Annotated in this window: 11 protein-coding genes; 4 read left to right on the top strand and 7 right to left on the bottom strand. The window is 65.8% G+C overall.

The window, feature by feature from the left end; all coding sequences use genetic code 11:
• Positions 1–124 precede the first annotated feature (124 nt).
• The 3 genes from ACTXG9_RS13295 (at position 125) to ACTXG9_RS13285 (ending at position 4,060) form a co-directional block, all read left to right on the top strand.
• Entirely contained in the window at positions 125–1,042 is a 918-nt protein-coding gene (locus ACTXG9_RS13295; protein ID WP_206621985.1) for an alpha/beta fold hydrolase, read from the top strand.
• Positions 1,039–3,516 carry an acyl-CoA dehydrogenase gene (locus ACTXG9_RS13290; RefSeq protein ID WP_021204706.1) on the top strand — a complete coding sequence of 826 codons (2,478 nt, stop codon included), beginning with the start codon at positions 1,039–1,041 and terminating at the stop codon, positions 3,514–3,516. Before ACTXG9_RS13295 ends, ACTXG9_RS13290 begins: the two co-directional genes overlap by 4 nt.
• Positions 3,517–3,592: 76 nt before the next feature.
• Entirely contained in the window at positions 3,593–4,060 is a 468-nt protein-coding gene (locus ACTXG9_RS13285; RefSeq protein ID WP_111098783.1) for a hotdog fold domain-containing protein, read from the top strand.
• A 478-nt stretch (positions 4,061–4,538) separates the two neighbouring features.
• On the opposite strand, the gene ACTXG9_RS13280 is transcribed toward ACTXG9_RS13285, so the two are convergent.
• Entirely contained in the window at positions 4,539–4,889 is a 351-nt protein-coding gene (locus tag ACTXG9_RS13280; protein ID WP_111102078.1) for a DUF1304 domain-containing protein, read from the bottom strand.
• A gap of 30 nt (positions 4,890–4,919) precedes the next feature.
• The gene (locus ACTXG9_RS13275) at positions 4,920–6,248 is read right to left on the bottom strand and encodes an NTP/NDP exchange transporter (protein WP_111102079.1); all 1,329 of its coding nucleotides are present in this window, start codon (positions 6,246–6,248) and stop codon (positions 4,920–4,922) included.
• A 284-nt stretch (positions 6,249–6,532) separates the two neighbouring features.
• Between ACTXG9_RS13275 and ACTXG9_RS13270 the strand changes: the two genes are divergently transcribed.
• A complete protein-coding gene (locus ACTXG9_RS13270; RefSeq protein WP_019660081.1) occupies positions 6,533–7,936 on the top strand; it encodes a serine hydrolase domain-containing protein in 1,404 nt (467 codons plus the stop codon).
• Positions 7,937–8,175: 239 nt separating this feature from the next.
• Here ACTXG9_RS13270 and ACTXG9_RS13265 read toward each other — a convergent pair whose 3' ends face one another.
• The 5 genes from ACTXG9_RS13265 to ACTXG9_RS13245 all read right to left on the bottom strand — a co-directional run bounded on the left by ACTXG9_RS13265 (position 8,176) and on the right by ACTXG9_RS13245 (position 12,574).
• Positions 8,176–8,670, bottom strand: a complete 495-nt coding sequence (locus tag ACTXG9_RS13265) for a hypothetical protein (protein WP_019660082.1) — start codon at positions 8,668–8,670, stop codon at positions 8,176–8,178.
• 774 nt (positions 8,671–9,444) lie between these two features.
• Positions 9,445–9,840: a glycine cleavage system protein GcvH gene (gene gcvH, locus ACTXG9_RS13260; protein WP_019660083.1), complete on the bottom strand. Its 396-nt coding sequence runs from the start codon at positions 9,838–9,840 to the stop codon at positions 9,445–9,447.
• Between the two features lie 94 nt (positions 9,841–9,934).
• Complete coding sequence (gene gcvT, locus ACTXG9_RS13255) at positions 9,935–11,047, bottom strand: glycine cleavage system aminomethyltransferase GcvT (RefSeq protein WP_111098950.1); 1,113 nt, start codon at positions 11,045–11,047, stop codon at positions 9,935–9,937.
• 122 nt (positions 11,048–11,169) lie between these two features.
• On the bottom strand, positions 11,170–11,613 hold the full coding sequence (locus tag ACTXG9_RS13250; RefSeq protein ID WP_019660085.1) for an NfeD family protein: 444 nt from the start codon (positions 11,611–11,613) through the stop codon (positions 11,170–11,172).
• A gap of 1 nt (position 11,614) precedes the next feature.
• Positions 11,615–12,574 (bottom strand): SPFH domain-containing protein, encoded by a 960-nt coding sequence (locus ACTXG9_RS13245; RefSeq protein WP_019660086.1) that lies wholly within the window; start codon positions 12,572–12,574, stop codon positions 11,615–11,617.
• Positions 12,575–12,615: the final 41 nt, after the last annotated feature.

Below are 12,615 nucleotides of genomic sequence, written 5' to 3'. Positions count from 1 at the left end.
CGCCGGGGTTCGTTGCAGTACGCCGTTGCAGGCGAAACCGTCAAAGCCCCCCCTGGACCCTAACCTGCAACGCACCATACGATGCAGTATTGACTTCCCCCGCAAGCGATCCATACTAGCAAGTATGGTTATGTCCCCTACTCCCGCTGCGTTCCATGACCTGCGCCTGGAGGCCGCCCATGGCGCCCGCCTCGCGGCCACGGCCAGCGAGCACGGTCGTCGTGGTCGCGTGCTGTTCGCGCACGGCTTCGGCCAGACCCGCCACGCCTGGAACGCCACCGCACGCGCCCTGTCTGCGGCCGGCCTGCAGACACTCGCTTACGACGCGCGCGGCCATGGCGATTCAGACTGGAATGCCACCGACCTGCCCTATCACGGCGAACAGTTCGCTGATGACCTGATCGTGCTGGCCGGTGAACAGCCGCGTGCGCCGGTGCTCGTTGCAGCGTCGATGGGCGGGCTGTTCGGCCTGCTGGCTGAGTCGCGCTGGCCCGGCCTGTTCTCGGCGATGGTACTGGTCGACATCACGCCGCGCTGGGATATCGCCGGCGTCGAACGCATCCTCGCCTTCATGACCGCCCATCCCGACGGCTTTGCCTCGCTGGCCCAGGCCGCCGATGTGATCTCGGCCTACATGCCTCACCGCCCGCGCAAATCCGAGCAGTCGCTGCGTGCCTTGCTACGCGAAGACGGACACGGCCGCTGGCGCTGGCATTGGGACCCGCGCCTGGTGGCCGAACTGGCCCGCGACAGCGAGCAGCACCAGGACGCACTGGCCGAGGCCGCGCGCCAGGTGAAGTGCCCGCTGCTGCTGGTCAGCGGCGGCCGCAGCGATCTGGTCACGCCGCAGACCGTGGCCGAATTCCTGGCGTTGGCGCCGCACGCGCGCCATGTACAGCTGCCGCAGGCCACGCATATGGTCGCAGGCGATGACAACGACGCCTTTACCGCTATTGTGTTGGACTATCTGGACGTGTTGCCCGCAGCGGATGCTGCGGCTTCGTCCGCCACAAACGAGCACGTCACCGGAGCACGCTCATGAGCATCGTTCTTCCCTTCCTCGCCCTGCTGCTGGCAGGCGCGTTCGTCGCCTACCACCGCATGCGGCTGGTTACCTGGACGCTGATCAGCGTGGCCCTGCTGGTCGCCTGCTGGTTCATCCCCTACGTCAACCAGACCGCCACGATCGTGGCGGCCGCCGTGTTGGCCGTCATCGCCGTGCCGCTGCTGCTGCCGTTCATCCGCAAGCCGCTGCTGACCGGCCCGATGATGAAGGTGTTCCGCAAGGTGCTGCCGCCGCTGTCGCAGACCGAGCGCATCGCGCTGGAAACCGGTTCGGTCGGATTCGAGGGCGAACTGTTCACCGGTGATCCGGACTGGAACATCCTGCTCAACTACCCCAAGCCGCAGCTGACTGCCGAAGAACAGGCCTTCCTTGATGGCCCCGTCGAAGAGTTGTGCGCGATGGTCAACGACTGGGAAATCACCCACGTCCATGCCGACCTGCCGCCGGAGCTGTGGGCCTTCATCAAGAAGAACAAGTTCTTCGGCATGATCATCCCGAAGGAATATGGCGGCCTGGGCTTCTCCGCGCTGGCCCACCACAAGGTGATCCAGAAGCTGGCCTCGGTGTCCTCGGTGGTCAGCTCCACCGTCGGCGTACCCAACTCGCTGGGCCCGGGTGAACTGCTGGTGCATTACGGCACCCAGGAACAGAAGGACCAGTACCTGCCGCGCTTGGCCGATGGCCGTGAAGTGCCCTGCTTCGGCCTGACCGGTCCGTTCGCCGGTTCCGACGCCACCTCGATTCCCGATTACGGCATCGTCTGCAAGGGCGAGTGGAACGGCGAGCAGGTGCTCGGCGTCAAGCTGACCTTCGACAAGCGCTACATCACCCTGGCACCGGTCGCCTCGCTGATCGGCCTGGCCTTCCGCATGTACGATCCCGATGGCCTGATCGGCGATACCCGCGATATCGGCATCACTCTGGGCCTGCTGCCGCGCGACACAGCCGGCGTGGAGATCGGCCGTCGCCACTTCCCGCTGAACTCGACCTTCCAGAACGGTCCGATCCGGGGCAAGGATGTGTTCATCCCGCTGACCCAGCTGATCGGTGGCGCGGCCATGGCCGGCAAGGGCTGGAACATGCTCAACGAGTGCCTGGCCGTAGGCCGCTCGATCACCCTGCCGTCCACCGCCAGCGGTGGTGCCAAGGCCGGTGCGGCCGTCACCGGCGCCTATGCACGCATCCGCAAGCAGTTCGGCCTGTCGGTCGGCCGCTTCGAGGGCGTCGAGGAGGCGCTGGCCCGCATCGGTGGCAAGGCCTACAAGATCAGCGCACTGTCGCAGGCCACCGCCGCGGCGGTCGACCGCGGTGACGTGCCGTCGGTGCCGTCGGCCATCGCCAAGTATCACTGCACCACTATGAGCCGCGAAGTGATCTCGGACATGATGGACGTGATCGGCGGCAAGGGCATCATCCTGGGGCCGCGCAACTTCGCCGGCCGCAGCTGGCAGGCCGCGCCGATCGCGATCACCGTGGAAGGCGCCAACATCATGACCCGCAGCCTGCTGATCTTCGGCCAGGGTGCGATCCTCTGCCACCCATGGGTGCTGAAGGAGATGAAGGCGGCGCAGGATCCGGACACCCGTGCCGGCCTGCAGGAGTTCGACCGCAGCCTGTTCGGCCACATCCGCTACGGCATCTCCAACGCCGTGCGTTCGTTCTGGTTCGGCCTGACCGGCGCGCGCTTCGGCGCCGCTCCGGGTGACGCCTACACCCGCCGCTACTTCCGCAAGCTGGACCGTTACTCGGCCAACCTGGCCCTGATGGCCGACATCTCGATGATGACACTCGGCGGCAAGCTGAAGTTCAAGGAATCGCTGTCCGGCCGCCTGGGCGACGTGCTGAGCCACGTCTACATGACCAGCGCAATGCTCAAGCGCTACCACGACGAAGGCGCACCGCAGGCCGACCAGCCGCTGCTGGCCTGGGCCTTCCATGACAGCGTGCACAAGATCGAAGAGTCGCTGTCGGCCGCACTGCGCAACTTCCCGATCCGTCCGATCGGCTGGCTGATGTGGGCACTGATCTTCCCGCTGGGCCGTCGTGCCGAGGCGCCGGGCGATCGCCTGAGCCGCCGTGTCGCCGCCCTGCTGATGGCGCCGAACGAAGCCCGCGACCGCCTGGCCAGTGGCGTGTTCCTGACCCCGTGCGAGAACAACCCGGGTGGCCGCATCAACAGCTACCTGAGCAAGGCGATCATGGCCGAGCCGGTGGAGCGCAAGTTCCTCAAGGCGCTGAAGAGCAAGGGCATCGAGGCGCTGGATTTCAAGAGCCAGCTGGACGAGGCCGTGGCCGAGGGCGTGATCACCCAGGACGAGCGCAGCCTGCTGGAAGAGCTGCGCACGCTGACCCTGGACACCATCACCGTGGACGACTTCGACACCCACGAACTGCGCGCGGCCAGCTACTACGACCGCCAGCACAAGGACCCGCATTCGCAGGCGGCCTGATCGCCCGCGACACACGTTGCCTTCGACGGCGGGCCTCGGCCCGCCGTCGCGTTATCCGCCGACCGGAATACCCCTCATGTCCACACCCCTGCTCTCGCTTTACCAAAGCCTGCAGCGCTGGCCTGCTGGCAACTGGCTGTTCTCGCGCGCGGTGTGTTTCAAGGCGCCGTACTTCGCCAGCATCGCGCCACGCATCACCCGCCTGGAACACGGCCGCTGCGAAGGGACGCTGGCCGACCGCCGCAGGGTACGCAACCACATCGGCACGGTGCATGCGATCGCGATGTGCAACCTGGCCGAACTGACCGCCGGGTTGATGGTCGATGCATCGCTGCCGAAGGGCATGCGCTGGATCCCGAAGGGGATGCAGGTGCAGTACCTGGCCAAGGCGCGTGGCACGCTGCAGGCGGTGGCGTTGCCGGCACAGCCGATTGTCGTCGCGGCCGAGGGCTATGCGCTGCCGGTGACGGTGAGCGTGCGCGACCGTGCGGGCACGGAGGTGTTCAGCGCGGTGATCGACATGTGGTTGTCGCCGGCGAAGTAGGTCCCCGCGAACGGCGCAGCCCCTCGTGGGTGGACGGTTGATCGCGGAAAGCCCTGGTTAGGCTGGGGACGGTGGGTTCGCGGGGGACGCCGTGAACCCATCCCTGGGGGCTTGGCCGCGGCATCCATGCCGCGGACACCCCCGCGAACCCACCGCCCCCAGCCTCGGACGCATCTCTGCGGCGTCCACCCACGCAAGAGAAAAAAGAAGGGCAGAAGCAAAAGCGGCCCACCGGCCGCTTTTGCTGTTGCTGTTGCTGTTGCTCTTGAACTTCTTTTTCTTCTCCGTGGGCTGGCCGCGCCCTGAAACTGTCAGGGGTGTGGCGGGTGGGCCGTTCAGGGGCGTTGGCGCCATGGATGGCGCCATCGAGCTTACATGGACGTACTTGCAGCGTCCCCTGCACGGCCCACCCGCCACACCCAACACATGACCCGCTCCACGCGACCAACCCACGAGGGGCTGCGCCGTTGGCTGGAAACTACGCCACCGCGCGAAGAACCAACGCCAGGATCGCAGGCACCGCCTGGATCATGAAAATTCGGCGGCTCACGCTGTACGCCCCATAGCACCCCGCCACCACCACGCAGGCCAGCGAGAACGTCACCAGCACTGGCTGATCGATCACCAGCCCCACTACGATGCCCGCCGCCAGGAAGCCGTTGTACAGGCCCTGGTTGGCCGCCAGCACGCGCGTGATCTCTGCCTTCTCCGGCGTGTTGCGGAAGGTCTTCAGGCCCAGCGGGCGGGTCCACAGGAACATCTCCAGCACCAGGAAGTACAGGTGCAGCACCGCGACCAGCACGGTCAGCAGCAGCGCGATCAGCGACATCGTTTCTCTCCTCGGGAAGATTGGGCCGCGTCAGCGGTCGCGCGGCAGTTTCTTTTCTTCGCGCAGCACGCCGAACGCGGCCAGGGTCATGAAGCCGGCCACCGCCACGCCACCCATGAACACCACGTGCGAGCCGAACAGGGACAGCCCCTTGTGCAGCCACGCAAAGCTCAGGTCCGCGCCCCGGTAGACCACCGTGTCGATCGCTGCGCCGGCCTTATAGCGCCACTGGCGGTCCACGCGGGTGTAGATGGTTTCGCGCGCCGGCTTGGCCAGCGCGAATTCACTGGCGCGGGTCATCACCTGCACCACCGCGACCATCAGCGGCATCGGCGAGGCCGCCAGCACCGAGAAGCCGATCAGGATCGCGAAACCAGGAATCAGCAGCGCCGGCGCAATGCCATGCCGGGACAGCAGCCAGCGGGTCAGGGCGAGCTGCATCAGCAGCGCCAGTGCGTTCACCGCCAGGTCGATACGCGAGAAGAACGCGGTGGCGGCGCCTGCATCATTGAATGAGGCACGCACGATAGTGGCCTGCTGGTTGTACAAAAGGGTGCCCACGCCCACACCGAACACCACCATGATCGCCAGCCAGCGCAGCAGAGGTTCACGCACGATCAGTTTCAAGCCATCCAGCACGCTGCCGCCCATTGGCTTCTCGCCGGACACCAGTTGCTGCTCGCGTTCGCGCAGCACCGCCCAGTGCCGCAGCCGCCAGATGCACAACAGGCAGACGACCAGGAATCCCGCAGAGACCAGCATCAGGTTGGCGATACCCACGCGCTGCACCAGCGCACTGGTGATGATCGGACCGAGGAAGGCACCGACGGTGCCAGCCGCGCCGATGTAACCGTAGAAAGCACGTGCCTGCGCGTTGGAAAACACATCGGCCATGAAGCTCCAGAACACCGCCACCGCGAACAGGTTGAAGACAGTGATCCAGAAAAAGAACGCCATGCCGCGGCCCGGCACACCGCTATCGAACAGTACGTAGAAGCCCAGCAGGGTGACGATGAAGAACCCATACACCGCCGGCAGGAACACCCGCCGTGGGAAGCGGCTGACCAGCCAGCCGTACACCGGCTGCAGCACCAGCATGATCACGAACACGCAGGAAAACAGGAACTGCAGGACGAAGTCCTTCAGCGCGATGCCATGGCTGGCGAACCAGGCGATCAGCATCGGCGGAAACACCGTTTCCAGGTCCGCCGAGGCAGCCATCGCCTCACGCACCGGGCGCAGCACGTAGTAGCCACTGAGCAGGCAGAAGAAGTACAGGAACGACCACCACAGCGCCGGCGACTCACGCAGTGCCGCCGTCAGCCCACGCAGCGGCCCCTTGCCCTTCACCGCGCTCACGCGGCGTCCCTCGCCAGAAGACGGCGGTTGGACAGCGGCATGGCAGGCTCCGGGGCGGTGAAGCGCGTACGTTAGCCAATGCACTGCAACATCGCCAGCGTGACGCGCGCACCGATGGCCGCAACGTAGTGGCATGAGAGGCAGGAACGACACGTTCGGACACACTTCCAGAGCGTCAAAATGCCAACTTTTTCAACGAGATGCGCATTCATCTTCGCTTTGTTTGTGCACAGGGGAAAAGCGGCGCTAGAATCGCCATCAGCAGTCGCGCACGGGTCCAACCGATGAAAAAGAACAGCCTGCGTCGTCCGATCCGATCGGCGGCCACCGGTTTGCTGGGCATGTTGATGCCCGTTGCCTTGTCCACCACCGCGCAGACCCCGCCGGCGTTGCCGCCGATGCCGACCAACATCGAAACTGCTGCGGGTCCCACCGTCGCCCACACCCAGCCGGCGGCCTACCGCACCGGCCTGGTGCCCCGCGTGCAGGCCCCGGCGCCCGGCTTCAACGTCGCCAACATCGAATCGATGGCGCAGCAGCTCACCTATGGCGAACGCGTGCCGGGCATGGCGGTGGCGATCGTGCAGGGCGGCCGTATCCTCAGCGCGCGCGGCTATGGCGTCACCGACGTCAACAATCCGCTGCCAGTTGATGCGCACACCGTGTTCCGCCTGGCCTCGCTGTCCAAGGCCTTCGCCGGCACCATGGCCGGCCTGCTGGTCAACGACGGCACGCTGCGCTGGGACAGCAAGGTCACCGACTACGTGCCGGGTTTCCGCCTGAACTCGCCGGAAGCCACTGATCGCCTGACCGTGGCCGACGTGCTCAGCCATCGCGTCGGCCTGCCGTACAACGCCTACGACCGCGACATCGAAGGCAACGCCGAGTACTACGCGTTGACCCAGAAACTGGCCAACACCAGCCTGAAGTGCCTGCCGGGCGAGTGCTATGCCTACCAGAACGTGGCCTTCAGCCTGATCGGCGATGTCGTCTACGCGGCCTCCGGCAGCTTCTACGAGCAGTCGGTCGAGCGCCGTATCTTCAAGCCGCTGGGCATGAACGATGCCAGCCTCGGCCTGGCCGGCATCCAGGCCAGCTCGCGCTGGGCGCGTCCGCACGTGCGCAGCCGCAACGGCTGGGTCTCGCTGACGCCGAAGCCGACCTACTACCGGGTCGCCCCGGCGGCCGGCGTCAATGCCAGTGCCAGCGACATGGCGCAGTGGCTGCTCGCCCACACCGGCCACCGCCCCGACGTGCTGCCGGCACCGCTGCTGGCCACGCTGCATTCGAGCCTGATCAGCACCCCCGGCGAGATGCGTTCAGGCTGGCGCCGTGAGCGCCTGCATTCGGCGGGCTATGCCCTGGGCTGGCGCACCTTCGACTACGCCGGCCACGACGTGGTGTTCCATGCCGGTGCCGTACAGGGTTACCGCGGCCTGGTCGCGCTGGTGCCGGAACGCGATCTGGGCATCGCCATCATGTGGAACGGCGAAAGCAGCCTGCCCAGCGGCCTGCTGCCGACCGTGCTCGACTCCGCGCTCGGCCTGCCGGCGCAGCGCTGGCTGGACGTGGACACCGACTTCGGCAGCGACAACCTGATGGCCGAGGGCAGCAGCCCTGCGCAGCAGCAGGACAAGCGCAAGGGCAAGGGCGCCTCGAGCAACCGCGCGGTGGCTTCCCCGCGCTGATCCGGCGGGCTCGACCGTGAGCATCAAGGGCGGCCTGGGGGCCGCCCTTTTTGTTGTTTTGTAGGACCTGGCCATGCCCGGCCAGCTCGGAAGACAGGCCCCTGCTCCACAGATGCAGCGCGTCAAACGTCAGAAAGGCAGTCGGCCATGGCTCGGTGCTGGCAATGGCCCCATAAAAAAACCCCCTCCCCGCTGGGCAGCCAGGGAAGGGGTTTCAGGATGCGGCTATCGGGAAGTACTTAGATCAGCGGTGCCGGGGTTGCCGGCAGAGCGACCGGAGCGGCCTTCTTCTTGCGGGCGGCCGGCTTGCGCTTGGCAACCTTCTTCGCTGCCTTCTTCGGGGCAGCCTTCTTGGTGGCCTTCTTCGCGGTCTTCTTCACTGCCTTCTTGGCGGTCTTCTTGACGGCCTTCTTGGCAGTTGCCTTCTTCGCGACCTTCTTGGCCGGCTTGCGGGCCGTTGCCTTCTTGGCAGTCTTCTTGGTGGCCTTCTTGGCTACCTTCTTGGTGGCCTTCTTGGCAGTGGACTTCTTGGCGACCTTCTTCGCCGCCTTCTTCACTGCCTTCTTCGCAGTGGCCTTCTTGGCGACCTTCTTCGCAGCCTTCTTCACCGCCTTCTTGGCAGTCGCCTTCTTCGCGACCTTCTTCACTGCCTTCTTGGCAGCGGCCTTCTTCGCGACCTTCTTCACCGCTTTCTTGGCGGCGGGCTTTTTCTTCGCAGCTTTCTTGGTTGCCATGGGATGGCTCCTCGTCAGTGATAGGGAGTTGAAACGCCCAGGTGGATCAAACCCGCGGATGCTGCGTGCGGGGACCGCCGGCGCGTCAGGCGCGCCGTTACGGATGCGGCAATGCCAGCCTCGATCGGCGGAGCGGGCATCGGAACGGGAGTTGCCTTGCATTTCTCCGGGGGAAGCGGGGCCATGTCCACCGTCATCAGGGTCGCGGTGGTCTTGAAGGGGCTGCTTCGCATCGGACGATTGATTCTGCGCACTCGGTTGGGCAGGCAAGGTCTGCTGAGGCGAAACCTAATCACGGTTTTTTTTACTGTCAACAACCCCCGCGAAAAATTTTCACATCCGCGCCATCCATGGTGGTGCCTGCACGGTCGCCACGCTCCGCGCTCGACGACCGCCGAAGCGCCACGCACGCATGCTGCCTGCAGCAACAACCATGCAAGCGTTGAACAAAAAGTACTTGAAATAAGCACTCTGCGCAGATGCATGCACGTCGGTGGCCACTGCGTGCACACATCGTCAGCACCGGCTGCCGCTGGCACCAACGCCAGCACAACGGCGCCGCAACGGGGGGCAAAAAGTTTTCACATCCGAGTACGTCGGCGCGGGGCGGAAACGCGGATTTGCGCAAAACTGCGCACGCCGATCGGCACCGATTGTCAGTCCGCTGATGCCACGCCGAGGGTGCCAAGCGAACCGGCCGTCATGAGTCCGACGCACTCGCCAAAACGAAAACGGCCACCCGAAGGTGGCCGTTTCAGAATCCGCAAGCGCGACTCAGTGGTCGTCGCTCTCCAGGACTTCGGCGTACGCGTCCGGATCCAGCAGATCGTTGACCTCTTCGGCGTTGGCCAGTTCGACCACGAACATCCAGCCTTCGCCGTAGGCATCTTCGTTGATGGTTTCCGGCTTGTCGGACAGGGCCGAGTTGACCTCGACGACCTTGCCGCTGATCGGGCTGTAGACGTCCGAGGCGGCCTTCACCGACTCGACAACGGCGATCTGTTCGCCGGCCTTGGCCTCGGCGCCGACTTCGGGCAGTTCGACGTAGACCAGGTCACCCAGCAGGCCCTGGGCGTGGTCGGAAATACCGACGGTGACGCGGCCATTGCCTTCGACACGGGCCCACTCATGGGACTTGAGGAACTTGAGGTCGCCGGGGATCTCGCTCATGGGACTGCTCCAGAGATATGCAGGGGGTGGAAAAAACGGGGCTAGTGTAACCAACCGGCCGCCACTGCTGTCAGTGACGACCGGCACGTTCGGATCAGGCGTCGGCGAGCACGCCGGGCTGGGCCTGGCCTTCGCGCACGAACGGGAACTTGACCACGCGTACCGGCACCTGCCGGCCGCGGATGTCGACGGTGACCTGGCCGAGTTCACCGGCCGGCACGCGGGCGAAGGCGATGCCCTTGGCCAGCGTCGGCGAGAAGGTGCCGGACAGGATCTCGCCCTCGCCGCTGGACGTCGTCACTGCCTGGCCGTGGCGCAGCACGCCCTTTTCGTCCATCACCAGGCCGATCATCTGGCGCGCGGTGCCGGCAGCCTTCTGCGCTTCCAGCGCGCCGCGGCCGATGAAGTCGCGGCCTTCGTCCAGCGACACGGTCCAGGCCAATGCTGCCTCATATGGGCTGATCTCTTCGTCCATGTCCTGGCCGTACAGGTTCATGCCGGCTTCCAGGCGCAGCGTGTCGCGCGCGCCGAGGCCTGCCGGCTTCACGCCTGCCGCCAGCAGGCGGTTCCAGAACGCGACCACGGCATCCTGCGGCAGCAGGATTTCGAAGCCGTCTTCGCCGGTGTAGCCGGTGCGGGCGACAAACAGCTCGACGCCATCGTCGGACTGCACCTGCAGGGCGGCGAAGCGGCCCAGCTTGGTCAGCGCGGCGCGGTCGGCTTCGCGGGCCAGGCTGATGACGATGTCGCGCGCCTGCGGCCCCTGCACGGCCAGGATGGCCAGGTCCGGACGCTGCTCGACGGACACGCCGAACGGTGCGGCCTGCTCACGCAGCCAGGCCAGATCCTTTTCGCGGGTCGAGGCATTGACCACCATGCGGAAGAAGTCGTCGCCCAGGTAGTAGACGATCAGGTCGTCGATGACGCCGCCACGGGGATTCAGCATGCACGAGTACAGTGCCTTGCCGGTGACCTTCAGCTTGTCGATCGAGTTGGCCAGCAGGCGGCGCAGGAACGGCTTGACCTGCTCACCACGCAGATCGACCACGGTCATGTGGCTGACGTCGAACACACCGGACTCACGGCGCACCAGGTGGTGCTCGTCCAGCTGCGAGCCGTAGTGGATGGGCATGTCCCAACCCCCGAAATCGACCATCTTGGCGCCAAGGGCGCGGTGGGTATCGTTGAGCAGCGTCTTCTGGGTCATGACCGGGTCCGGCAGCAGAGGAAACAAGAACCCCCATTATCCCAGATCGGTCACCCACAGGTCGCGCCGCAGCGCAGCGCCGGAGCCGAACCCACGCGACGCCCGCACGAAGAGGCCCGGCTCTACAAGGAGCGGCCCGCAGCCTCAACCTGCAGCGTGCTGCCCTGTACCGCCAGCACCCGTACCCACGTACCCGCCGGCAGCTCCGGGCCGCTCACCGGCCAGGACGCGTCATCGATGCTGACCCGGCCCTGCCCGCTGACGATGCCCTGCTGCAAGGGCACCACCCGACCGACCAGCTGCTCGGCACGGCGGTTGAGCAACGGCGCATCGCTGGGCCGCGCCCTTTTCCTGCCCCAGCGCCGGTAGCACTGGATCGAGACCACGCTCAGCACGACGAAGGCAACGACCTGCCACAGCAACGGAATGCCGCTGAACACCGCAACCAGGACGAACACGGCCGCTGCGCCAATGCCGATCCACAGCATGAACGCCCCGGGTGCCAACGCCTCTGCCGCGAACAGCAGCAGCGCCAACGCGCCCCAACCGACGACTTCCCAGCGCATGTCAGCCTCCGATCGGCGGTGGCCGCTTGCCTGCGGCCTTGGTGGTCTGGTCGCCCAGTGCCTGCTTGGCCAGTTCGGCCACGCCAGCGATCGAACCGATCACGCCGCTGGCCTCCATCGGCATCAGCACCAGCTTCTGGTTCGGCGAGCTGGCCAGTTCCTTGAACGCCTCGACGTACTTCTGGGCGACGAAGTAGTTGATCGCCTGCACGTCACCTTCGGCAATCGCCGCCGACACCATCTGGGTCGCCTTGGCTTCGGCCTCGGCCAGGCGCTCGCGGGCCTCCGCATCGCGGAACGCGGCTTCGCGACGGCCCTCAGCCTCCAGCACGGTAGCCTGCTTTTCGCCATCGGCGCGCAGGATCTCCGACTGGCGCGAACCCTCTGCCTCGAGGATCTGCGCGCGCTTCTCGCGCTCAGCCTTCATCTGCCGCGCCATCGCATCCAGCAGGTCGCGCGGCGGCTGGATGTCGCGGATCTCGATGCGGTTGACCTTCACGCCCCAGGGATTGGTGGCATGGTCGACCACGCTCAGCAGCTGGGCATTGATCACCTCGCGCTGGCTGAGCGATTCATCCAGGTCCATCGAGCCGATCACGGTACGGATGTTGGTCTGCACCAGGGCGATCATTGCCACTTCCAGATTCGCGACCTCATAAGCGGCCTTGGCAGCGTCCAGGACCTGGAAGAACACCACGCCGTCCACGCGCACGGCGGCGTTGTCCTTGGTGATCACTTCCTGGCTGGGCACATCCAGCACCTGCTCCATCATGTTCACCTTGCGCCCCACCCCGTACACGATCGGGATCAGGAAATGCAGGCCCGGCGTCATGGTGTGCGTGTAGCGCCCGAAGCGCTCGACGGTCCATTCGAAGCCCTGGGGCACCATCCGTACCGCTTTGAACAGGATGACCACGGCCACGAAGGCCAGTACCACGGTAAAGAACATGGTCGGGAACATCTCGCTTTTCCTTATCTGTGACGTCCAGGCCCCAGCATAGC

The organism is Stenotrophomonas maltophilia group sp. LNF247 (genome assembly GCF_054083135.1).
This window is presented reverse-complemented; position numbering and strand designations above follow the sequence as displayed.

What these genes read in the sequence shown, in the direction of transcription:
- ACTXG9_RS13295 (WP_206621985.1), top strand. Translation starts at nt 125, where the DNA reads ATGGTTATGTCCCCTACTCCCGCTGCGTTCCATGACCTGCGCCTGGAG.
- ACTXG9_RS13290 (WP_021204706.1), top strand. Translation starts at nt 1,039, where the DNA reads ATGAGCATCGTTCTTCCCTTCCTCGCCCTGCTGCTGGCAGGCGCGTTC.
- ACTXG9_RS13285 (WP_111098783.1), top strand. Translation starts at nt 3,593, where the DNA reads ATGTCCACACCCCTGCTCTCGCTTTACCAAAGCCTGCAGCGCTGGCCT.
- ACTXG9_RS13280 (WP_111102078.1), bottom strand. Translation starts at nt 4,889, where the DNA reads ATGTCGCTGATCGCGCTGCTGCTGACCGTGCTGGTCGCGGTGCTGCAC.
- ACTXG9_RS13270 (WP_019660081.1), top strand. Translation starts at nt 6,533, where the DNA reads ATGAAAAAGAACAGCCTGCGTCGTCCGATCCGATCGGCGGCCACCGGT.
- ACTXG9_RS13265 (WP_019660082.1), bottom strand. Translation starts at nt 8,670, where the DNA reads ATGGCAACCAAGAAAGCTGCGAAGAAAAAGCCCGCCGCCAAGAAAGCG.
- gcvH (WP_019660083.1), bottom strand. Translation starts at nt 9,840, where the DNA reads ATGAGCGAGATCCCCGGCGACCTCAAGTTCCTCAAGTCCCATGAGTGG.
- gcvT (WP_111098950.1), bottom strand. Translation starts at nt 11,047, where the DNA reads ATGACCCAGAAGACGCTGCTCAACGATACCCACCGCGCCCTTGGCGCC.
- ACTXG9_RS13250 (WP_019660085.1), bottom strand. Translation starts at nt 11,613, where the DNA reads ATGCGCTGGGAAGTCGTCGGTTGGGGCGCGTTGGCGCTGCTGCTGTTC.
- ACTXG9_RS13245 (WP_019660086.1), bottom strand. Translation starts at nt 12,574, where the DNA reads ATGTTCCCGACCATGTTCTTTACCGTGGTACTGGCCTTCGTGGCCGTG.